This window comes from Nocardia sp. NPDC051981 (assembly GCF_040680715.1).
Classification (GTDB): Bacteria; Actinomycetota; Actinomycetes; order Mycobacteriales; family Mycobacteriaceae; genus Nocardia.
Genome location: NZ_JBFAXK010000025.1, coordinates 26,296 through 47,060, shown reverse-complemented (window position 1 = coordinate 47,060; position 20,765 = coordinate 26,296). Strand labels below are relative to the sequence as shown.

21 protein-coding genes are annotated in these 20,765 nt (G+C 66.9%); 11 read left to right on the top strand and 10 right to left on the bottom strand.

The genetic code is table 11. The annotated features are described in order from the left end of the window. Nucleotides 1–33: 33 nt before the first annotated feature. From AB0L60_RS32915 to paaI, 10 genes are all read left to right on the top strand, one after another. Nucleotides 34–717 carry an enoyl-CoA hydratase/isomerase family protein gene (locus AB0L60_RS32915; RefSeq protein ID WP_364622304.1) on the top strand — a complete coding sequence of 228 codons (684 nt, stop codon included), beginning with the start codon at nt 34–36 and terminating at the stop codon, nt 715–717. Continuing rightward, entirely contained in the window at nt 714–1,595 is an 882-nt protein-coding gene (locus AB0L60_RS32910; protein WP_364622082.1) for a 3-hydroxyacyl-CoA dehydrogenase family protein, read from the top strand. Before AB0L60_RS32915 ends, AB0L60_RS32910 begins: the two co-directional genes overlap by 4 nt. Continuing rightward, nucleotides 1,592–2,374, top strand: a complete 783-nt coding sequence (locus AB0L60_RS32905; RefSeq protein WP_364622078.1) for an enoyl-CoA hydratase-related protein — start codon at nt 1,592–1,594, stop codon at nt 2,372–2,374. The genes AB0L60_RS32910 and AB0L60_RS32905 overlap by 4 nt, the downstream gene beginning before the upstream one ends. Nucleotides 2,375–2,385: 11 nt before the next feature. Continuing rightward, a complete protein-coding gene (paaA, locus tag AB0L60_RS32900) occupies nt 2,386–3,330 on the top strand; it encodes a 1,2-phenylacetyl-CoA epoxidase subunit PaaA (protein WP_364622075.1) in 945 nt (314 codons plus the stop codon). A 2-nt stretch (nt 3,331–3,332) separates the two neighbouring features. After that, complete coding sequence (gene paaB, locus AB0L60_RS32895) at nt 3,333–3,626, top strand: 1,2-phenylacetyl-CoA epoxidase subunit PaaB (RefSeq protein WP_364622072.1); 294 nt, start codon at nt 3,333–3,335, stop codon at nt 3,624–3,626. Nucleotides 3,627–3,635: 9 nt separating this feature from the next. Beyond that, complete coding sequence (gene paaC, locus AB0L60_RS32890; protein WP_364622069.1) at nt 3,636–4,553, top strand: 1,2-phenylacetyl-CoA epoxidase subunit PaaC; 918 nt, start codon at nt 3,636–3,638, stop codon at nt 4,551–4,553. Further along, nucleotides 4,547–5,068, top strand: coding sequence for a 1,2-phenylacetyl-CoA epoxidase subunit PaaD (paaD, locus tag AB0L60_RS32885; protein WP_364622066.1), 522 nt, complete (start codon nt 4,547–4,549; stop codon nt 5,066–5,068). The genes paaC and paaD overlap by 7 nt, the downstream gene beginning before the upstream one ends. Nucleotide 5,069: 1 nt before the next feature. Further along, nucleotides 5,070–6,158, top strand: a complete 1,089-nt coding sequence (gene paaE, locus AB0L60_RS32880) for a 1,2-phenylacetyl-CoA epoxidase subunit PaaE (protein ID WP_364622063.1) — start codon at nt 5,070–5,072, stop codon at nt 6,156–6,158. A gap of 24 nt (nt 6,159–6,182) precedes the next feature. Further along, entirely contained in the window at nt 6,183–7,493 is a 1,311-nt protein-coding gene (gene paaK, locus AB0L60_RS32875) for a phenylacetate--CoA ligase PaaK (RefSeq protein ID WP_364622060.1), read from the top strand. Between the two features lie 72 nt (nt 7,494–7,565). Further along, nucleotides 7,566–7,940: a hydroxyphenylacetyl-CoA thioesterase PaaI gene (gene paaI, locus AB0L60_RS32870; RefSeq protein ID WP_364622301.1), complete on the top strand. Its 375-nt coding sequence runs from the start codon at nt 7,566–7,568 to the stop codon at nt 7,938–7,940. A 107-nt stretch (nt 7,941–8,047) separates the two neighbouring features. On the opposite strand, the gene lpdA is transcribed toward paaI, so the two are convergent. From lpdA to pdhA, 4 genes are read right to left on the bottom strand one after another with little or no spacing between them, the layout of a single operon-like run. Further along, the gene (lpdA, locus tag AB0L60_RS32865; protein WP_364622057.1) at nt 8,048–9,415 is read right to left on the bottom strand and encodes a dihydrolipoyl dehydrogenase; all 1,368 of its coding nucleotides are present in this window, start codon (nt 9,413–9,415) and stop codon (nt 8,048–8,050) included. Further along, a complete protein-coding gene (locus AB0L60_RS32860) occupies nt 9,415–10,749 on the bottom strand; it encodes a dihydrolipoamide acetyltransferase family protein (protein WP_364622055.1) in 1,335 nt (444 codons plus the stop codon). The genes lpdA and AB0L60_RS32860 overlap by 1 nt, the downstream gene beginning before the upstream one ends. Further along, nucleotides 10,746–11,750 (bottom strand): alpha-ketoacid dehydrogenase subunit beta, encoded by a 1,005-nt coding sequence (locus AB0L60_RS32855; RefSeq protein ID WP_364622051.1) that lies wholly within the window; start codon nt 11,748–11,750, stop codon nt 10,746–10,748. The genes AB0L60_RS32860 and AB0L60_RS32855 overlap by 4 nt, the downstream gene beginning before the upstream one ends. A 2-nt stretch (nt 11,751–11,752) precedes the next feature. Continuing rightward, entirely contained in the window at nt 11,753–12,871 is a 1,119-nt protein-coding gene (pdhA, locus tag AB0L60_RS32850) for a pyruvate dehydrogenase (acetyl-transferring) E1 component subunit alpha (RefSeq protein ID WP_364622048.1), read from the bottom strand. A 319-nt stretch (nt 12,872–13,190) separates the two neighbouring features. On the opposite strand from pdhA, the gene AB0L60_RS32845 reads away from it, so the two are divergent. Then, nucleotides 13,191–13,940, top strand: coding sequence for a CapA family protein (locus tag AB0L60_RS32845; RefSeq protein WP_364622045.1), 750 nt, complete (start codon nt 13,191–13,193; stop codon nt 13,938–13,940). Here AB0L60_RS32845 and AB0L60_RS32840 read toward each other — a convergent pair. The 6 genes from AB0L60_RS32840 to AB0L60_RS32815 are packed head-to-tail and all read right to left on the bottom strand — an operon-like array spanning nt 13,927 to nt 20,727. Continuing rightward, complete coding sequence (locus AB0L60_RS32840; RefSeq protein ID WP_364622042.1) at nt 13,927–15,654, bottom strand: FAD-dependent monooxygenase; 1,728 nt, start codon at nt 15,652–15,654, stop codon at nt 13,927–13,929. The genes AB0L60_RS32845 and AB0L60_RS32840 overlap by 14 nt on opposite strands. Nucleotides 15,655–15,665: 11 nt before the next feature. Further along, entirely contained in the window at nt 15,666–16,313 is a 648-nt protein-coding gene (locus tag AB0L60_RS32835; RefSeq protein ID WP_364622039.1) for an isochorismatase family protein, read from the bottom strand. 55 nt (nt 16,314–16,368) lie between these two features. Next, nucleotides 16,369–17,286 (bottom strand): fumarylacetoacetate hydrolase family protein, encoded by a 918-nt coding sequence (locus tag AB0L60_RS32830; protein WP_364622037.1) that lies wholly within the window; start codon nt 17,284–17,286, stop codon nt 16,369–16,371. An 8-nt stretch (nt 17,287–17,294) separates the two neighbouring features. Then, nucleotides 17,295–18,080 (bottom strand): TIM barrel protein, encoded by a 786-nt coding sequence (locus tag AB0L60_RS32825; protein WP_364622298.1) that lies wholly within the window; start codon nt 18,078–18,080, stop codon nt 17,295–17,297. A 20-nt stretch (nt 18,081–18,100) separates the two neighbouring features. Beyond that, entirely contained in the window at nt 18,101–19,000 is a 900-nt protein-coding gene (locus AB0L60_RS32820; RefSeq protein ID WP_364622034.1) for an NAD(P)-dependent oxidoreductase, read from the bottom strand. Then, complete coding sequence (locus AB0L60_RS32815) at nt 18,997–20,727, bottom strand: dihydroxy-acid dehydratase (RefSeq protein WP_364622031.1); 1,731 nt, start codon at nt 20,725–20,727, stop codon at nt 18,997–18,999. The genes AB0L60_RS32820 and AB0L60_RS32815 overlap by 4 nt, the downstream gene beginning before the upstream one ends. Nucleotides 20,728–20,765 lie beyond the last annotated feature (38 nt).

The window sequence follows — 20,765 nt, the reverse complement described above, 5'->3', positions numbered from 1 at the left end:
TCCACCCTCGATGTCACCGAGTCCGACGACCGCATGGTGGTGGTCCTGGATCGGCCGGAACGGCGCAATGCCATCGACGCCGAAATGATCTCCGAGCTGCACCGGGTCTGCGAGCGGCTGGAACGTACGCCGAAACCAGTGGTGCTCACCGGTCGTGGTGACCATTTCGCAGGTGGCGCCGATATCGCCGAATTGCGTGACCGGGGACTGAACGAAGCGCTGGCCGGGATCAATCGCACCCTGTTCGACAGGGTGGCTCGGTTGCCGCTGCCGACGATCGCCGCGGTGAGCGGTTACGCCTTCGGTGGCGGCGCCGAACTGGCCTATGCCTGCGACATCCGGATCGCCACGCCGACGGCCGTTTTCGCGAATCCGGAACCAGGTCTGGGCATCACGGCCGCGGCGGGCGCCAGTTATCGGCTGCCGGAGCTGGTCGGCGCCTCGATCGCCAAGCAGGTCCTGCTCGGTGGTGCACGGCTGGATGCTGACCGCGCACTGCGGTGCGGGCTGGTGCTCGACGTCGTCCCGGAGGGTGCGCACGTCACCGCCGCACACGAACTCCTCGACCGCGTCGTGCGCCAGTCACCGCTGGCCTTGCGGCTGACCAAGCTGGTCGCCGACGGCTCCCGCGCCGATGACATCGCCCAAGCGGTGCTGTTCGACAGCGCCGAGAAACACGAGCGGATGACCGCATTCCTGGAGAAGAGGACACGATGACCGACACTGCGGTAGCCGTACGGGTCGGGGTGATCGGCGGGGGACGGATGGGTGCGGGCATCGCCCAGTCCTTCGCCACCCTCGGCAGCGATGTCACCGTCGTCGAAACAGGCGATCTCGCCGCGGCACGGCGGCGTATTCGCAATGGCCTGTCTGCGGCAGCGGACCGAAATGCGCTGGGCAGCAGTGATATCGACACGATCATGGGGAGAATCACCCTGGCTGGGGTGATCGCCGAGCTGCCCGCCGATTCGGATCTGGTGATCGAAGCGGTGCCGGAGACCCCGCGACTCAAAGCCGAAGTGCTGACTGCCGCGGAGCGGGCGGTCGGGCCGGACACGGTGCTCGCCTCCAACACCAGTTCCCTGTCCATCACGGAACTGGGTGCGGTGCTGAAGAACCCGAGCCGCTTCCTGGGCATGCACTTCTTCAATCCCGTTCCCGCGTCGAAACTTGTCGAGGTGGTGCGCGCCCCCGCCACCGCCCCCGGCGTCACGGAGCGAGTGCGCGGCTGGGTCGCCGCGCTGGGCAAAGCCGAGGTATTGGTGAACGACGCCCCGGGCTTCGCGACCAGCCGCCTCGGGGTGTGCCTCGGTCTGGAGGCCGTCCGCATGCTCGAGGACGGCGTCGCCGATGCCGAATCCATCGACAGGGCAATGGAACTGGGCTACCGGCATGCGATGGGCCCGTTGCGGTCGACCGATCTGGTCGGGCTCGACGTCCGGCTCGCGATCGCCGAACACCTCGCCGCCACCCTGGGACCCCGCTTCGAACCCCCACAGCTGCTGCGCGACAAGGTCGCCCGGGGTGAGCTGGGGCGCAAGACCGGACGCGGGTTCTACGACTGGAACGGCGGAACGAAAGGAACGACTCGATGACCACCGCCACCATGGAACTGAGTGATGGCCTGGCCGTCCTCACGCTGGCGCGGCCCGCGGCATCCAACGCGCTGGACCGCGCCCTCAAAGAGGAACTGCTCGACGCCTTGGGATCCCTCGCTGCCGACGATAGCGTCCGGGCCGTCCTGCTGCGCGCGGAGGGCCGGAACTTCTGCGTCGGACAGGATCTCGACGAGCACGTGACCGCCCTGGACGCGGACCAGGCCACCGCCATGGCAACCGTCCGGGAACACTACAACCCGCTGATCACCGCGTTGGCGGGGATCCAGGTACCGGTGGTCGTCGCGATCCAGGGCGCCTGTGTCGGTGCGGGACTCGGCATCGCGCTCGCGGGCGATATCCGGATCAGCGGGCGCTCGTCGACCTTTGCCACGGCGTTCACCGGCATCGGCCTGGCCAGCGATTCGGGCCTGAGCCACAGCTTGCCACGTGCTCTGGGCACCGCGCGCGCCGCAGGGCTCATGCTGCTCGGCGATCGGATCGATGCCGCCCGGGCCCTGGAATGGGGACTGGTGCATCGGGTCGTCGACGACTCCGAATTGGACACCGCGGCACGTGAACTCGCGGCCCGCCTGGCGGCAGGACCGACCGCCGCCTACCGAGAGGTGAAGGCGCTGTTGGAGCGGTCGGACGCCGATCTGGCCGAAACGCTGGAACACGAAGCCAATGCCCAGCAGCGGCTCGGCGCGAGCGCGGACCATCGTGCCGCGGTCACTGCCTTCCTGTCCAAGTCAACCCCGGTCTTCACCGGTCACTGAAGGGTTCGGTCATGAACACCCCTGTCTCCGACGATCTCCAGGCGGGATTCGACGCCACACTCGACGCCGATCAGCGCATCGAGCCCCGCGACTGGATGCCGGACGCATACCGCGCCACCCTGATTCGCCAGATCGCCCAGCACGCCCACTCCGAGATCATCGGCATGCAGCCCGAAGGCAACTGGCTCACCCGCGCGCCCTCGCTGCGCCGCAAGGCGATCCTGCTGGCCAAGGTCCAGGACGAGGCCGGGCACGGTTTGTACCTGTACGCGGCGGCGGAAACCTTGGGCGCGGACCGCGGTGACCTCACCGGCAAACTGCTCTCCGGTCGGCAGAAATACTCCTCGATCTTCAACTATCCGACCCTAACCTTCGCCGATGTCGGGGTCATCGGGTGGCTGGTGGACGGCGCGGCGATCTGCAACCAGGTTCCGCTGTGCCGCAGCTCGTTCGGACCCTACGCGCGCGCGATGATCCGGGTCTGCAAGGAGGAGTCGTTCCATCAGCGTCAGGGCTACGAGCTGCTCATGACCATGATGCGCGGCACCGACGCCCAGCGGGCCATGGTGCAGGAGTCCGTCGACCGGTGGTGGTGGCCGGCACTGATGATGTTCGGCCCGCCCGACGACGCCTCACCCAACACCGCGCAGTCCATGCGCTGGCGGATCAAACGCCACACCAATGACGAACTGCGGCAGCGATTCGTCGACATGACGGTTCCGCAGGCCGCGACGCTGGGTGTCACGCTGCCCGATCCGGAACTGGCATGGAACGCCGACCGCGGCGCTCACGACTTCGGCCGACCCGACTGGGACGAGTTCGCGCAGGTCGTGGCCGGCAATGGCGCATGCAATGCGCAGCGGATCGAAGTCCGGCGATCCGCACACGACAACGGGGCGTGGGTGCGCGAAGCAGCCACGGCGTTCGCCCACCGCAACGGACAGCAGGAGGCATGACCATGACCGGAACTCGTTCGGAATGGCCGCTGTATGAGGTGTTCGTGCGTGGCAAGCGCGGACTCAACCATGTGCACGTGGGTTCGCTGCACGCCGCCGACGACGAGATGGCACTGCGGCACGCCCGCGACGTCTACACCCGTCGCAACGAGGGCGTGAGCATCTGGGTGGTGCCCTCCCACGCCGTCGCCGCATCCAGCCCGGCCGAGAAGGATCCCTTCTTCGCGCCCAACCGCGACAAGGTCTACCGCCATCCGACCTTCTACGAGATCCCCGACACCGTCCCCCACATGTGAGGCGCCGCCATGATCGACCACGACAATCCCTTCGACGGTCTTGCCGCCGCCGATGACGACGGCCGCTGGGCCTTCGGGACCAGCTTCGACGACCCCCTGGCCGGGGTGGACACGACCGTGCCTGCGGACGCGGACGCCTCGGCGCTCGCGCGGTACTGCCTCATGCTCGCCGACGATGCCCTGATCAGCGCCCAGAGGCTGACCGAATTGGTCACGCACGCACCGGAATTGGAGGAGGAGGTCGCGCTGGCCAATATCGGCCTGGACCTGCTCGGGCAGGCGCGGCTGCTGCTGGCCCGCGCCGCGGCCGCCGATCCCGCCGTCGTGCCGTACCTCTCGGAGACCTCACCCATTCCACCCGAGGATGCGCTGGCGTTCTTCCGTACCGACGCAGAATTCCGCAATGCGCGCCTGTGTGAACTCGACAATGGCGACTTCGCGCAGGCGATCACCAGGCTGCTCGTCTTCTCGACCTGGCGACTGGCGGTGTTCGCGCGTTTGCGGGACTCACGGGATCCGGTGCTGTCGGCGGTGGCGCACAAGGGGGTCAAGGAATTGACCTACCACCGTGACTACGCGGCCCGGTGGGCGGTCGTGCTCGGCGCGGGGACCGACGAGTCGCACGGCCGGTTGGTCCGGGCGCTCGGCCAGGTCTGGCCCTTCGTTCCCGAACTGTTCAGCACCTCCGCGGACGAGACGGCGCTCGCGGCGGCCGGGGTGGCGGTGGACCCGGCACAGGTGCGCGCCGAGGTCGAGGAGACCCTCACCACGATTCTGCGGGCTGCGGAAACCACTGCACCCGAGCTGGTTTCGGCTGGCACTGTCGGAGGGCGCGCCGGACGCGACGGCCTGCACACCGAGGCGCTGGGGCTGATCCTGGCCGAGATGCAGAGCGTGGCCCGCGCCCATCCGGAAGCGTCATGGTGACCGCGGCCTCCACCGCCGGGGAAGATCGTGCCCGGGCGGTGGCCGCGGCGGTCGCGGACCCGGAGATGCCGATGCTCACCATCGCCGACCTCGGCGTCCTGCGCGACGTGCGGGTCGAACCCGACGGCGCGGTCGTCGTGACCATCACCCCCACCTACTCGGGGTGCCCGGCCATGGCGACCATTCGAGCCGACATCGAATACGACCTGCGCGCAGACGGTTTCGTGGCCGTGCGGGTGGACACCGTGCTGTCGCCGCCGTGGAGTAGCGACTGGATCACCCCCGACGGGCGGCGCAAGCTGCGCGAACACGGATACTCCCCGCCGGGCCCAGCGCAGGCGCGAACCGGCGGGCCCATCCCGCTCACCCTGACCTCGCTCCCGCGCGCCGTGCGCTGCCCGTACTGCGGCTCGGCCGCGACCGAACTCGTCTCGCCGTTCTCGGCCACCGCATGCAAGGCGCTGTATCGCTGCCGCGACTGTCTCGAACCGTTCGATCATGTGAAGGAGATCTGAGGTGACCACGACAACGGCACCTACCACCGGCCGATCCCGCGCGTTCTACGCGCTCGAGGTCGCGGCCGTGCAGCGCCTGTGCGACGACGCCGTCGCCGTGACCTTCGCCGTACCGGATCGGCTCGCCGACGAATTCCATTTCCGGCCGGGCCAATTCCTCACACTGCGGCGGACGGTGGACGGCGTCGAGCAGCGGCGATCGTATTCGATCTGCGCTGCGCAAGGCGCGGCGCCCCGGGTAGGAGTGCGGGAGGTATCCGGCGGCCTGTTCTCGAACTGGCTGGTCCACGAGGTCACGCCGGGCGATCGTGTGGAGGTGCAGCCCCCGTCCGGCAGCTTCGTCGCCGACACGGCGAGCGCCGGACGGCATCTGCTGGTGGGCGCCGGGTCCGGCATCACTCCGCTGCTGTCGATCGCCGCCTCGCTGCTCGCCAACCCCGACAGCCGGGTGACGCTGCTCTATGGCAACCGGCGCACCCGCTCGGTCATGTTCGCCGACGAGCTCGCCGACCTGAAAGACGCCTACGGCGAACGCTTCTCGCTCATCCACGTGCTCTCCCGCGAACCACGCGACGTCGAATTGTTCAGCGGCCGACTCGATGCCGACCGACTGCGTGAAATCCTCACGGCGCTGGTCGATATCGACGGTATCGACCACGCGTGGATCTGCGGGCCGCACGGCATGGTGGACGACACCGTCACCGTGCTGGCCGACTTCGGGGTGCCCGCCGATCGCATCCACCGCGAGCTGTTCTACGTCGGCGACACCCCACCACCGCCGGAGCTCCACCGCGAACCGGGGACGACCGGGCCGAGCAGCCAGGTCACCATCACCCTCGACGGCCGCTCCACCACCGCCGACCTGCCACGGGACCGGACGATTCTGGATGCCGCCGAGCAGGTGCGCTCCGATCTGCCCTTCGCGTGCAAGGGCGGAGTGTGCGGCACCTGCCGCGCCAAGATCACCGACGGAGCTGCCGACATGCGGCGCAACTACGCCCTCGAGAACAGCGAAATCGCAGCGGGCTTCGTGCTCACCTGCCAGAGCTACCCGACCACCGACACCCTCACCGTCGACTTCGACGCCTGATCACCACACCGACAGGAAATCCCCTTGAGTACCGTCGCCCCCAGTCCCGCTACGGTTCCCGCCGACGATATCGAATTCGCCTCTCGCGACCGCATCACCGCGCTACAACTCGAACGCCTGCGCTGGTCACTACAGCACGCCTACGACCACGTTTCCCACTACCGCACCGCATTCGACGCGGTCGGTGTACACCCGTCGGACCTGAGAGAACTGTCCGACCTCGCGAAATTCCCATTCACCACCAAGGCCGACCTGCGAGCCAATTATCCGTTCGGGATGTTCGCCGTTCCGCGCGAACAGGTGTCGCGCATCCACGCCTCTTCCGGTACCACCGGCCAGCCCACTGTCGTCGGCTATACCGCCAACGATCTCGGACACTGGGCCGATCTCATCGCCCGCAGTCTGCGCGCCGCGGGCGTGCGCTCCACCGACGTCGTGCACATCGCCTACGGGTACGGGCTGTTCACCGGGGGACTCGGCGCCCACTACGGCGCGGAACGGCTGGGCTGCACCGTGATTCCCATGTCGGGTGGCATGACCGAGCGCCAGGTGCGCCTGATTCAGGATTTCAGGCCCGACGCCATCATGGTGACGCCGTCCTACATGCTGACATTGCTCGACGCCATGACCCGCCAGGGCATCGACCCAGCATCGACGTCCCTGCGGATCGGCGTGTTCGGAGCCGAGCCGTGGACCGAGGCCATGCGCCGCGAACTCGAATCACAACTGGACATCGACGCCCTCGACATCTACGGGCTGTCCGAGGTCATCGGACCCGGCGTCGCCATGGAATGCGCGGAAACCAAAGACGGACCGCATATCTGGGAAGATCACTTCTACCCGGAAATCATCGATCCCGAGACCGGACAGGTGCTGCCCGACGGGGCCGAAGGCGAGCTCGTGTTCACCTCCCTGACCAAGGAGGCATTCCCCGTCATCCGCTACCGCACCCGCGATATCACCCGCCTGCTGCCCGGCACCGCCCGCACCATGCGCCGAATGCAGAAGATCACCGGCCGCAGCGACGACATGATCATCCTGCGCGGCGTGAACCTGTTCCCCACCCAGATCGAGGAAATCATCCTCACCGTGCCCGCGCTCGCACCCCAATTCCATTGTGTACTGGACCGACCCGGCCGGATGGATCAGCTGACCGTGCGAGTCGAAGCCCGCCCGGACGCCACCGCCGCGGATCGCGAGGCGGCGGCCGCGACATTGATCCATCTGGTCAAACACCAGATCGGGGTCACCGTGGGTGTCGAGATACTCGCGCCCGAGACCCTCGAACGATCGTCGGGCAAGGTACGCCGGTTGATCGACAACCGCCCCCACTGAACTCGTCCGAGGGAGTACCCGATGAACGAACACGTCGGCGAGGATTCCACCGGAATCGACTTCGCCCGTGCCATGCTCGACGCGGATCACGCGTCGACAGACTGCGGAATTCAGTTGCTGGGCAACGGACCCGGGTCGGCCACCCTCGCCATGAAGGTCACCGACGACATGCTCAACGGCCACGCCATCACCCACGGCGGCTACGTCTTTCTCCTGGCCGACAGCGCCTTCGCGGTGGCGTGCAATGGTTACGGCCGTCCCACGGTGGCCGCTGGTGCGTCGATCACCTACCTGGAACCGACGACCGCCGGCGACGAGCTGGTCGCCGAAGCCGTCGAGCGGGCCCGCTACGGCCGCAACGGCATCTACGACGTCACCGTGCGTCGCGGTGAGATGGTCGTGGCCGAATTCCGCGGCACCAGCCGTGAGATCCGAACTCGCGCCTGACGCGCTCTCGGCCCTCGTCGGCGCCGGCGCCCTTCCTATGCTCATGGTTTCCACAACGATCGGCCCGCGGTCACACTGTTCACCGCGGGCCGATCGTTGTTACGCGATCAGGAATGGCTGTGCAGCGGGCGGCCGGCCAGGGCGAGCATGGCTTCGCCGAGCGCTTCGTTCTGGGTGGGATGGGCGTGGATAAAGGGCGCGATGTCGGAGGGGAGGGCCTCCCAGGCGACCGTCAGCTGGGCCTCACCGATGGACTCACCGATTCGGTCGCCGACCATGTGGACGCCGACCACCGGACCGGTTTCACCCGCGCGCACGACCTTGACGCCGCCTGCGGTGCGCAGGATCTGGCTCTTGCCGTTGCCCGCGAGGTCGTAAACCGTTGCGGTGCAGGCGCCGTACTGTTCGCGGGCCGCGGCCTCAGTGAGGCCGACGGAGGCGAGTTCCGGGTGCGAGTACACCACGCGCGGAATGAGGTGGTCGGCGACCGGGACCGGCGAGAGGCCGGCGATCTCCTCGGCGACGAACAGGCCGTGCTGAAATCCACGGTGCGCCAGCTGGGGCCCGGCAACGAGATCGCCGACGGCGTACACTCCGGACACGTTCGTGCGCAGCTGGCCGTCGGTGACCACGCCGCCATTGTCGATAGCGATGCCCGCCGCCGCGAGGTCGGCGCTGCGCGGGGCGCGGCCGACGGCGACGAGGAGTACGTCGGCCGCCAGCGTTTCGCCCCCGGCCAGCTCCACCGACACCCCGTTGTCGTCCTCCTTCGCCGCTGCCACTCGGGTTTTCGTGCGCAAGGTGATCCCACGTCTGCGCAGTGCCCGCGTCAATTGTGCCGAGCTCCAGCGGTCTTCGGCCATGAGCAGATGGGGGAGGGCTTCGACGATCGTCACCTCGGCGCCGAAGGAATGCCAGAGACTGGCGAATTCGACGCCGATGACGCCGCCGCCGAGCACGATCGCCGAGCGCGGGATGAAGTCCAGCTCCAGGGCTTGATCACTGGTGAGGATGCGGGCACCGGTCTCGATGCCATCGAGCAGACGCGGTTGGGATCCGGTCGCCAGTACGACCGATTCGCCGGTGTAGCGCACACCGTCCACGGAGACCGAGCGGTCCGGCGAGTACGCCCCGGTACCCTCCACGATCTTGATCTTGTCGCCGGTGAGCAGCCCGCGCAGTCCTTTGTACAAGCGTTGCACGACACTGTTCTTGTAGTTGTGCAGCTCGTCGACGTCGATGCCGTGAAGTTCGGCCAGGACACCGAAAGAGGGTGCGGTGTGGGCTGTTTCGGCGACCTCGGCGGCGCGCAGGAGCGCCTTGGTCGGGATGCAGCCGCGGTGCAGGCAGGTGCCGCCGACCTTGTCGGCCTCGACGAGGGTAACGGTCAGCCCCAGTTGGGCGGCGCGCAGGGCGCAGGCGTAGCCGCCCGAGCCGCCGCCCAGGATCAGGACATCACTATGGGTTTCGGTCATCACAGCCTCCCCAGCGCGGCGACGGGGTTTTCGAGGTAATCGGCGAACAGCCGCAGGAATCCGCCGGCCGCTCCGCCGTCGCATACCCGATGGTCGAAGCTGAGCGAGACCTGGGTGAGCTTGCGAATGGTGAGCACACCGTCGACCACCCACGGCCGGTCGACAATGCGGCCGATTCCCAGAATCGCGGCCTCCGGGTGATTGATGATCGGGGTCGAGCCGTCGACGCCGAAGACGCCGTAGTTGTTGAGGGTGAAGGTGCCACCGGTCAACCGGGCAGGCGGCAGCTTGCCCTCGCGCGCGGTCTCGACGGTGTCGCGCAGCGCACGGGCTAGTTCCACAGTGGTCATCGTGTCGGCGCGGTCGAGGACCGGAACGATCAGACCGCGGGGAGTTTGCGCGGCCACGCCGAGATTCACCTGGCCGTGGCGGATGATCTCGCCGTGCTCGGTGTCCACCGACGCGTTGAGCTCCGGATATCGGGACAGCGCCGCGATGGTCAGCCGCGCCAGCAGTGCCAGCAGACTCACCTGGTCCTCGGGCGGCAGACCGTGATTGATGGCGGCGCGGGCCCGCAGCAGCTCGGTGGCATCGACATCGACCCAGGTGGTCGCGTCGGGAATCTCGCGGCGACTGGTGGACAGCTTGTCGGCGACCGTCTTTCGCAGGCCTTTCAGCGGAATCCGCTCGAGATGGAAGCGGGCGGGGCCGGACATGGGAGCTGCGGGTACCGGCGCGGGCAGGCTCTCGACATCAGCGTGGCTTTCGACATCGGCGCGGACGATGATGCCCCCGGGCCCCGTTCCGGTCAGTGCGGAGAGGTCGATTCCCCTGCGCAGGGCGAGGTTTCGCACTAGTGGCGAGATGATTCGAGGCGCGGACGGGGGAACGTTGGTGCTGGTCGATCTTGCCGTGTCCGGTGGCGTGTGCGCCTTGGGGGTGTCAGGCGGGCGGTGGGTGGTGGGTACCCGCCTGCGTCGGCGTGGGGCATCGAAACCGGTGCCGTACCCGATGAGCACATTGCCTGACCCGGCGCGCTCCTCCTCCCGATACTGCTCGTGACCCGCCGGCGCCTGTCCGGCCGCTGCGGTGTGCGCGCCACGGATGGTGACCAGCGGGGTGCCGACCTTCAGCGTGTCGCCCGCGGCCCCGTGTAGTTCGATCACGGTGCCCTCGAACGGAACTGGGACCTCGACCGCGGCCTTGGCGGTCTCCACCTCGGCGATGATCTGGTCGATGTGCACGGTGTCGCCGACCGCGACCCGCCATTCGAGAATGTCGGCCTCGGTCAGGCCCTCACCGAGATCGGGCAGCAAAAAGACCTGGTCGTTCATGCGGTCACCGCCCATCGGGTATCGGGGATGTCGTTCCACTGCAGGCGGTCCACAGCGTCGAGGACGCGATCCACGCTCGGCCGGTGGATCCGCTCGAGTTTCGGTGCGGGATAGGGAATATCGAATCCGCTCACCCGCAGCACGGGCGCCTGCAGATGGTGGAAGCACCGTTCCTGCACGCGGGCCGCGATCTCTGCTCCGACCCCGGCGAATCCCTGTGCCTCGTGAATCACCAAGCAGCGACCTGTCTTTCGCACCGACGCGGTGACGGTCTGGTCATCGAAGGGGACGATCGAGCGTAGATCGACCACTTCGAGGTCGTGACCGTCCGCGGCAGCGGCTTCGGCAGCTTCCAGCGCCACTTCCACTGAGGGGCCGTAGGCCACCAGGGTCGCGTCGCGACCGGGCCTGCGCACAAGCGCTCGTCCCAGCCGGTCGTCCGCGCGCGGTTCCACCTCGGCACGGGAGTAGTAGAGCCGTTTGGGCTCCAGGAAGATGACGGGGTCCGGGTCGTCGATGGCGGCGCGCAATAGGGAGTAGGAGTCGGCCACGGTCGCGGGCGTCACCACCTTCAATCCGGGGGTGTGGGCGTAGTACGCCTCGCTGGAATCGCAGTGGTGTTCCACGCCGCCGATGCCGCCCGCGAAGGGGATACGGATGACCATCGGCACCGACAGCTTCCCGCGGGTTCGGTTGCGGATCTTGGCCACGTGCGAGGTGATCTGTTCGAAGGCCGGATAGGCGAAGGCGTCGAACTGCATCTCCACCACGGGCCGGAAACCCGACATCGCCATGCCAATCGCGAAGCCGATGATGCCGGACTCGGCCAAAGGCGTGTCGAAGCACCGGGTTTCGCCGAAGTCCTTGGTCAGGCCGTCGGTGACCCGGAAGACACCGCCCAATGCGCCGACGTCCTCGCCGAAGACGATGACGTTCTCATCAGCGGTCAACGCATCGCGCAGGGCCAGGTTCAGTGCCTGCGCCATCGTGAGTTTCGGCATGATCAGTCCTCCTCGGCTTCAGCGGCGAGTTCGATTTCGACCTGGGCCAATTGCTCGCGCAATTGCGGGGTGGGCTCGGCGAACACGTGCCGGAACAATTCGGTCGGGTCGGCGGGCCGGTCGGCGTTCATGGCCGCGCGCAGCGCGGCGGCCTCCGCCTCGACCTCGGCGGTCAGCTGCTCGTCGAAGGCGTCGTCGACCGTTCCCTGGGCGACCAGGTAAGTGCGCAGGCGGTTGATCGGATCCCGGGTGAGCCACTGCTCGACCTCGGCGGATTCGCGGTATCGGGTGGCGTCGTCAGCATTGGTGTGGGCGTCGAGCCGATAGGTGTGGGCCTCGACGATGACCGGCCCATTGCCCTCGCGAGCGAACCGCACGGCCTCGTCCATGACGCCCATCATGGCGACCGGATCGTTGCCGTCGACCTGTTCGGACCCGATGCCGTAGCCGACGCCCTTGTGCGCCAGCGAGGGCGCGACACTTTGCCGTGCCAGTGGCACGCTGATCGCGAAACCATTGTTCTGTACCAGGAATACGACTGGTGCGTGGAACACCGCTGCGAAGTTGAGTGCTTCGTGGAAATCGCCCTCGCTGGTCGCGCCGTCACCACACAGCGCCAGCACGACCGTGTCCCGCCCACGGCGCTGCTCGGCGTGCGCCAACCCGGTGGCGTGCAGGAGCTGGGTGGCCAGCGGCGTGCACTGCGGCGCGGTGCGGTGCACGGCCGGGTCGTACCCGCAATGCCAGTCGCCGGCGAGCATGCTGAGGATCTCGGCGGCCGGGATTCCACGCACAGTCATGGCCATCGAGTCTCGATAAGTGGGGAACAGCCAATCGGTGGGGCGCAGGCACATCGCCGCGCTGACCTGGCACGCTTCCTGTCCGCGCGCGGACGGGTACACCGCGAGCCTGCCCTGTTTGGTCAGCGCTGTGGCCTGCTGATCGAAGCGCCTGCCGCGCACCATCTGCCGGTACACCTCGACCAGGCGGTCGTCGGCGGGGTGGGGGTAGCGGGCATCGCTAGGGGTGGGCTTGCCGTCGGCGTCGAGATACTGGACGGCGCTCGCCGCGGGCAGGAACTTCTCGAACTGCCGCGCGGACGGCGGCTCAACGAGGGTCATTTCTGTCTCCGGATACGTTGATACATGGTCGAATAAGGGAATTTGTTGTGTGCAGTTCGTCTACACAGGGTCGGCGGTTTGAGGCCAATGTTCAATGAAGAGCGGAATTCTGTAGATGTTCTGCTTGCAAGGGTGTGTTTCGACGACAATTGGTCGTCGCGCGGACCGAATCGGCCCCTGCGGATGGATGAATGGCCCTTCCGGCGGGCTCGGGTGACAGGTCAGTCCGCCGTGCGGTCGGCCGAGCCGGCCCCGTGGATCGGTGTCGGTCAGCGCGTGTAAAGCGGGTCCGAGCAATTCGAGAATCACGGGGACGTCGGTGCCGGTCAGCGCCGGCAGCGATCCGTTCGTGTACGGCGCTGATGCCCGCCGGGCAGGCGACCGCCAGCGCCGAATGCACCGCGGCGTCGCCGGTTCCGCTGTCGGTCAGCCGTTCGACGAGTGGCGCCGTAAGTTTGTCAACGCGAATTGGCCGCGCGTACACCGGCGGTGGTGTTCGCCGTCGACCCGTGCAGATAGATACATCATTGCCGGGGTGGCCTGTTGTGCGGGCGAGCCCGCCGTTGCCCGCGCCGCGATCGACGCGGGCATGGATGTAGTGCTCGGGCGTCATCATCACGAGATCCGCGGTGTGGAGTTCTACCGGGACAAGCCGATCTTCCACGGGCTGGGCTTGTTTGCCTTCGACCTGCACGGCCTACTGGACCGGGCAATCCCGGGCATGATCGAGGCGTGGCGGAAGAAGTACGGGGAGTACGGCATGTGGCCGCGTGAAGGCTGGCCGTTGCTGCCCATGCACCCCGATGCCCGCATGACCATGCTCGCCTATCTCAGATTCGACGGTGATCGGTTGGCCGACGTCGGTTTCGTGCCCTGCACGATGACCTCTGATGGACGGGGCATGCCCCGGCAGCTCGACAGCCCGGAAGGTGTGCAGGCGGTGGACTATCTGCGGCAGGTGACCGCCGACGAGGGAATGCCGACCAGCTATCGGCCGTTGCCGGACCGGCAGCTGGGCGGCTTCGACGTCATGGGTGTGTTCCCCATGAATGCGGCTAGCCCTGCCTGACGCTCGCGTTCACGACCGGGCTCGGGAGCAGCTTGGCCAGCGCCTCCTCGAGGAGCTCGCGAGGAGGCGTGCCGGCATCGACGGCACGCAAGCAGACATGCCCATCGGGGCGGACGAGAACCGCCCCGGACGCCTCGATTCCATACCGCGCCAACCAGTCCTGTCCCTCCTCCACGATGAAGTCGCCGCCTTCGCCGATCGTGTATGTGGCGGTGGGCAGTTCGCGAGCAGCCGACAAATCCTCCAGCGCCGCACGCCATTCCGTGCCCTGCGGGGTTGTCAGGAGAACGAAATCGGTGTGCAGCAGGTCGATTGTCGAGATCCGGTTACCCTCCGGGTCACGCAGCCATACGTGCGGTGCATGCGCGCCCGGTGCGGCGGAGGGGAGGTAGTCGCTGACAATCGATGCCGGTCCGATGGTTCCATCGTCGATGACGGCCGCAGAATCGTAGACAAATCCGAATTGCTGGCCGTAGGACCAATATTGGTCCTCCTGCAAGGGAATCGCGTCGGCGATCTGCTGGCGCACCGGGCCGCCGTCGGGTCCTTCGATGCGAGCGAGCATGTCGGGATCGGTCATGACCCATCCGACCTTGGCCGACGCCTCGACGTTCCGGTGAATCTGTTCGGCGTTGAACCACGCGACCGCGCGCCGTTCCTCGTCATAGGTATCGAGTACACACTCTTCGGCGTGGCCGTGCAGCACCAGTGCGAGCTTCCAGGCGAGGTTCTGCGCATCCTGGATGCCGCTGTTCATGCCGAATCCGCCGCTGGGCGGAAGCCGGTGTGCCGCATCGCCAATCAGGAAGGTCCGGCCCGAACGGAACTGGTCGGCAATGGCGGCATCGATGGTCCAGGGGAAGACCCGTTCGAACTCGACCTGTGCCTCTGCGTCGCCGATTGCGGATCGGATCACCTCGGTGCAGCGTTCCGGCGGGTAGTCCGCGACCGATTCCCGGTTGGGATCGTATCCCCAGCTGTATACCCAGCGACGGTCGCCGTCATAGGTGAGGAACGCGCCCGTGGTGTCCTGGTTGATGATCCACCAGAGAATGTGGTTGCGATCGCCCAGATAGGGGCGGAGGTCGCCGACGAAACACGCGTTCAGCTGGTGGCCCTTGGTCGGTGAGACCGGTGCCTCGATGCCCAACAGCCCGCGCACGGTGCTGTGCGCGCCGTCGGCTCCGACCACGTACTTGGACGAAATGCGCCGGACCGCGCCGGTTTCATCCTCGACGGTGAGGGTGACATGGTCGTCGAGCTGTTCGAGATGAGTCACGCGCAGGCCCGTTGTGAGACGGACCGACGGGAACTCACGTACCTTCTCGACGAGGAAGGGCTCGAAAACGTCCTGCGCGCACCAGGCGATCATCTCCGGGGATTCCGAGTAAGCGCGCTCGACGCGATCGGGATCCGACATCAGATCGATGGATCCGATGTCGGCCGTATTCAATCGGGTCATGTAGCCGAAACTGGACCAGCGCTCCAGCGGTAGGTTGCCGACCCGGCGCACCTCCTCCGCCCAGCCGAGCTGGCGCATGATCTCCATGGTCCGCGCGTGCAGGCCGATTGCCCGCGGATGCCGCAGCCGGGTGGTCCGGCGTTCGATCACTTCGACCTCCACGCCGCGGCGACCGAGTTCGATCGCCATCATCAGGCCGACCGGTCCGCCACCGACGATGACGACCTCGTGATCGGTTCGGGTTGTAGACATGGATAGTGCTCCTACTGGTTTTCGACCGGGGTGTTTGCGGCCAGATTTCGAAGATTGCCGAGGGTGGCGTTCAACATGGCGTAACCGGGCATATTGGCCTGGATCGCGCGATATTCGGTGAGGGTCTCGGTATTCGCGTAGGACTTCTGAAATTCGGACGCGAGAGACATCCACGTGCGCGGCACGACACCCAGCTGGGTGAAGCGGGCCATCGCGGTGTGATGCGCGGTGACGCTTGTGCTGGCGGTCGCGTCGGCGACGATCGAGACGCCGTAGTCGCGGCGCAGGGCGCTCATGGTCGTATGCATGACGCAGCCGTCGGACATCAGACCGGCAATGACCAGGTGCCGGCGTCCGGTCGCCGTGACGGCCGCAGCGAACTCCTCGTCCTCGAAGGCATCAAAGGACAGACCGCGATGCTGCACTAGATGGTCCCCGAGTACCTCCGCGATCTCCGGGTACAGCACACCCCGGGGGTCCTGCTCAGGGCCGACGGAAACGATCAGCGGGATGCCGTAGGCGAGCGCCGTCTGTGCGAGAGCGCGCCCGCCGGAGACGTTTTCGGCCACGGTCTGCGACGCGATCAGCGGGGCGAATCCGCTGACGTAGTCGATGAGAACAATGCAGGTGTTCTCGGGAGTTCGGACCTCGATGTCCACTGTGATTCTCCTGAATAGGGATTCGGTGACTGTTCGGGAATCGCCCTGAACACAGTCACTTCTCATCTTCGATCGGCGTCTCCATGACGCCGAGTCCGGTGATCTCCATTCGCACAACGTCGCCGTCGCGCAGGAACTTCGGGGGATTCTGGAATGCGCCGCAGCCGGTGGTGGTGCCAGTCATGATGACATCGCCGGGGGACAGCTCGATGACCTTGCTGAAATCCTCGATCAGGTGCGGGATGTCGACGATCATCTCGGAACTGCTGCCATCCTGGCGCAATTCGCCATTGACCCAGCAGCGCAGCTGGAGCCGGTGAGGATCGGGGATCTCGTCCTTGGTGACCAGCCACGGTCCCAGCGGCGCACCGGTCGGGATGCCCTTGGCCCGCGTCATCTGTGAAAAGAGCGGGCTGATGTGGACATCCTTGAATGCCAGATCGCGGGCGGTGACATCATTGGCGATGCAATATCCGGCGACGTGGTCGTAGGCGTTCTTCGCGGCGATGTGCCGCCCGCCGCGACCGATGACGACGGCGATTTCGGTTTCGTAGTCGAGCTGTTCGGTCTGCGCCGGGCGAATGAGCGCGTCACGCGCGCCGATTACGGTATTCGACGGCTTGAGAATGATGATCGGTTCCGAGGGGGAAGGGGCATTCTTCATCCCCGCAGCCTCATCGACATGCGACTGATAGTTGCCACCGGCCACCAGTACCTTCTCAGGGAAAGGAATAGGCGATCCGAGGCGTGTCGTAGCGGGGTCGAGCCACGAGATCGACTGCGTGGCTGTATCGTTCGCGGTCGCCTTCTCGATCTCGGGTTGCAGCCAGTCGAGCATGGCGACCAATGTGTTGGAGTCAACCGCGGTCAAACCGAGCGACCGCAATAGTGGGTCCAGCGGCGCGATTCCTCGCTCCGGCACGAAGATTCCCGGACGTTCGGCCCGCTCGGGTCCGTAACTGACAATTTTCATTCTCATTCCTAACCTTGTGGGGACGGCGTCCATCCGATGTCTGTGCCGGGGGCCGGGACCGACGGGTCGTATTCGAGCCCGATGAATCCCGTGTAGCCGATCTCTGTCAAAGCTCGTGTGACACCGTCGAAATCGATGCGGCCGGTGCCGGGCCGCCCTCGCCCGGGTGCGTCCGCGAACTGCACGTGGCGAATCAATGGTCCATACTTGTCGATGGCGATCACTGGATCGACATCCATCATTCGCAGGTGGTAGGTGTCGAGCAGCAATCCGATGTTGCCGTGGCGGCTCCGTGTGATCGCCGCGGTGACGAGGGCCGCGGTATCGGCGATATCGGTCAAAGGAAATCGGGGACTGTCAATGGAATTGAGCGTTTCGACGACAACCGTCACGCCCATCCCCGCGACACGGTCGGCGATTTCCGCGAGTCGGCGCAAGGCGAGCCGGTCCTGGTCCCTTTCATCGTGACCGCGGAGCCGATTACCGTACAGAGCGTTGAGGACCGTGCATTTCGTGTCCGAGAGAATCTCGACAGCCGAGTTCAGATTGGCCTGAACGCGATGGTCGTGGCCGGGGTCGGTCAGCAGGCCTCGCTCCCCGGCACGGGGGTCGCCCGCGTCGAGATTCAGTGCGGCAAGCCGGACTCCCGCGCGCCGCAGTGATGAGCAGAAACGATCGATTTGCTCCGATGCCGGTGCCGATTGTTCGAAGGGCCACCAGGTTTCGACGTAGGAGTAGCCGTCGCGTGCGGCTGCGGCGGCCCGCTCCTCGACCGGAAGCCGGGAGTACAGCATCGACAGATTGGCCGCCCATCTCATCGCGGACCCACCTGCGCAGCCGGATTTCTCTGGTCGGGTCGGGCGAGGGCGGCCGGATCGAGCTCGCCCGCGCCGCACGCGACCGCCGCCCGGAACGACGCGGTGGTCGCGTCGAGCACCGGACCGCTGAGGCGGGCGTCATCGCGCAAGCGATTCACCAGGTCCAAGACCTCGCTCATCCCGGAGATCGTGGCGCCGGTGTGCTCTACGGCACCGAGCGCCAGCTGGGTGAAGGCGCGCCGGAGCATGGTGCTCTCGGCCCATCCGCTCAACAGGACCTCCGCGGCGAGGCCGAGATCCAGGCCCACCCGGTCGAGCACTCTGATAGCCTCGGCGGCCGCGGTCATATGCGCGCCAACCAGCAGCTGGTTCACCAGTTTGAGTTCGAGGCCCGCGCCGGAGCCGCCGATGCGAATGACGCGAGATCCGAAGGATTTCAACAGCGGAGTCACCTGGTCGATGGCGTCGGCGTCACCACCGGCCATGATCGTGAGCGTCCCCTGCGCGGCCCCCGCCGGCCCTCCGGTGACGGGAGCGTCGAGGAATGCCGCACCTTGCTCACGGGCCAGGGCGGCGAGGTCGCGGGCGGTGGCTGGTGCGAAGGTGCCGTGCTCCACGAAGATCTGGCCGGGTCGAGCGCCACAGAGCAAACCGTCGCTGCCTCCGTAGACCGCCTCGACCGCGAAAGTGTTTCGCAGACAGGAGATCACAATGCGGCTGGCCCCGGCGAGCTCCCGGGCGCTGCCACACCACTGCCCGCCTGCGTTCTCCACGGCGAGCGCATTCGCGCGGGTTCGATTGTGCACGGCGAGCCGATGGCCCGCAGCGATGATGCGGGTGGCGATCTGTGTCCCCATCGCCCCTGTTCCGATCAGGCCGACATCGAACATGCTCATCGCACCGCCTGCAGGAAGTCGAAGTCGCAGCCTCGGTCGGCCTGTGTCACATGTTCGGCGAACAATCGCGCATACCCGCGCGCACGGGGAGCTGCCGAGTGCTCGGTGCTGTCGTTCCGCTGTGGCCTTTGATGATTCGGGACTCCCTCGAGGCAGCGCCGTTCCAATTCGGCGGCGTCCACCAGCAGATCGAGGGTGGTGCGGGCGGTATCAAGCTCGATGAGGTCACCGTCGCGGACGAGTGCTAGTGGTCCGCCCGCTGCCGCCTCGGGAGTCACGTGCAATACGACGGTTCCGGTCGCGGTGCCGCTCATCCGGGCATCGGAGATGCGCACCATGTCGGTGACGCCCTGCTCCAGCAGTTTTCGCGGAATGGGCAGGTGGCCTACCTCTGGCATACCCGGCCCGCCGATCGGACCGGTCCCGCGCAGCACGAGCACCGATGTCGCATCGACCTCCAGGTCGGGGTGATCGATCCGCGCCCGCAGGTCGTCGACACCGTCGAAAACCACCGCTCTGCCAACGTGTCTGCACAGACCCGGATCGGCGGCGGACTGTTTGAGGAGCGCGCCGTCGGGGGCGAGGCTGCCGCGCAGCATGACCAGCGACCTCGCTTGGCCGACGGGATGAGTCAGCGTCGATAGGCAGCCCGCGATCGAGGCCGGGTCCGTCGCGGTCTCGTCCCAGCTGCGATCGTCGCCGGACACCGCAGTCATGTCGGCGATTTCGCGCAGCCGGCCCATGAGTGCGGGAACCCCGCCATCGACCTCGAAGTCGTGCAGGAAACGTCGCCCGGACGGTTTCACATCGGCCAGCAGGGGAGTCGAGTCGCTGAGCTTCTGCAAATGCGCCAGGGCCAAACGCAATCCGAGTCGGCCCGCGATGGCCTGCAGGTGGATCACCGCGTTGGTCGAACCGCCTACCGCGCACACCGCGCGAAACGCGTTGTCGAACGCGCCCGGCGTCATGACCGCGGCTGGGGTGATGTGGGCTCTGGCGCGTGCGACGATGGCTCGTCCGGTGTGCTCGGCGGCTGCTGCCCGCTGCGCCGAGCCCGCTGGCAAGAGCGCGGTGCCGGGCAGCGCCATCCCCAGCACCTCCGCGACAACAGCCATGGTGACGGCGGTTCCCATTACATTGCAGGTGCCGACTCCGCCGCTGAGGCAACCTTCCAGCCGCGACCAGTCGCTGTCGGATAGGTGGCCGGTGCGGCGCTGATCGATGAGCGGCCAGAGGTTCTCGACCGCCATCGGCCGACCCTCCCAGGTCGACAGCGGGCGCGGGCCGGCCGCGAGTGCCAGTGCGGGTTTGCCCGCGCTGGCCGCACCCATCAGCTGGGCAGGCAGGGTCTTGTCGCAGCCACCCAGCAGGACGACCCCGTCGATCGGGCTCGCGGTGATCATTTCCTCGGTGTCCATCGCCAGCAGGTTCCGCAGATACATGCTCGACGGACGCGTGAACGCCTCGGCAAGGGAGATGGTCGGGAACTCGAGTGCCAGCCCGCCCGCCGCGGTGATCCCGCGTTTCACATGCTGAGCGAGCTCTCTCAGACCTCCATTGCAGGGATTGAGCTCACTCCACGTATTGGCGATGCCGATGACCGGCCGCTGGCGGACCGACAAGGCCGACAAACCGGTTCCACGCAGGAAGGCTCGGGTGATCAAGCCGTCCGGACCTTCCTCGGACATCAGCTCCCCACCGATTCCGTGGGTGCTTTCCTGAGACATCGTTTCCTCACCCTGCCGCGATTGCGGCAGCTTTGCTG

Excerpts from the sequence above, each read along its gene's own strand:
- AB0L60_RS32915 (WP_364622304.1), top strand. The coding sequence starts at position 34 with ATGGTGGTGGTCCTGGATCGGCCGGAACGGCGCAATGCCATCGACGCC.
- AB0L60_RS32910 (WP_364622082.1), top strand. The coding sequence starts at position 714 with ATGACCGACACTGCGGTAGCCGTACGGGTCGGGGTGATCGGCGGGGGA.
- AB0L60_RS32905 (WP_364622078.1), top strand. The coding sequence starts at position 1,592 with ATGACCACCGCCACCATGGAACTGAGTGATGGCCTGGCCGTCCTCACG.
- paaA (WP_364622075.1), top strand. The coding sequence starts at position 2,386 with ATGAACACCCCTGTCTCCGACGATCTCCAGGCGGGATTCGACGCCACA.
- paaB (WP_364622072.1), top strand. The coding sequence starts at position 3,333 with ATGACCGGAACTCGTTCGGAATGGCCGCTGTATGAGGTGTTCGTGCGT.
- paaC (WP_364622069.1), top strand. The coding sequence starts at position 3,636 with ATGATCGACCACGACAATCCCTTCGACGGTCTTGCCGCCGCCGATGAC.
- paaD (WP_364622066.1), top strand. The coding sequence starts at position 4,547 with ATGGTGACCGCGGCCTCCACCGCCGGGGAAGATCGTGCCCGGGCGGTG.
- paaI (WP_364622301.1), top strand. The coding sequence starts at position 7,566 with ATGCTCGACGCGGATCACGCGTCGACAGACTGCGGAATTCAGTTGCTG.
- lpdA (WP_364622057.1), bottom strand. The coding sequence starts at position 9,415 with ATGACCGAAACCCATAGTGATGTCCTGATCCTGGGCGGCGGCTCGGGC.
- AB0L60_RS32860 (WP_364622055.1), bottom strand. The coding sequence starts at position 10,749 with ATGAACGACCAGGTCTTTTTGCTGCCCGATCTCGGTGAGGGCCTGACC.
- AB0L60_RS32855 (WP_364622051.1), bottom strand. The coding sequence starts at position 11,750 with ATGCCGAAACTCACGATGGCGCAGGCACTGAACCTGGCCCTGCGCGAT.
- pdhA (WP_364622048.1), bottom strand. The coding sequence starts at position 12,871 with ATGACCCTCGTTGAGCCGCCGTCCGCGCGGCAGTTCGAGAAGTTCCTG.
- AB0L60_RS32840 (WP_364622042.1), bottom strand. The coding sequence starts at position 15,654 with ATGTCTACAACCCGAACCGATCACGAGGTCGTCATCGTCGGTGGCGGA.
- AB0L60_RS32830 (WP_364622037.1), bottom strand. The coding sequence starts at position 17,286 with ATGAAAATTGTCAGTTACGGACCCGAGCGGGCCGAACGTCCGGGAATC.
- AB0L60_RS32825 (WP_364622298.1), bottom strand. The coding sequence starts at position 18,080 with ATGCTGTACTCCCGGCTTCCGGTCGAGGAGCGGGCCGCCGCAGCCGCA.
- AB0L60_RS32820 (WP_364622034.1), bottom strand. The coding sequence starts at position 19,000 with ATGAGCATGTTCGATGTCGGCCTGATCGGAACAGGGGCGATGGGGACA.
- AB0L60_RS32815 (WP_364622031.1), bottom strand. The coding sequence starts at position 20,727 with ATGTCTCAGGAAAGCACCCACGGAATCGGTGGGGAGCTGATGTCCGAG.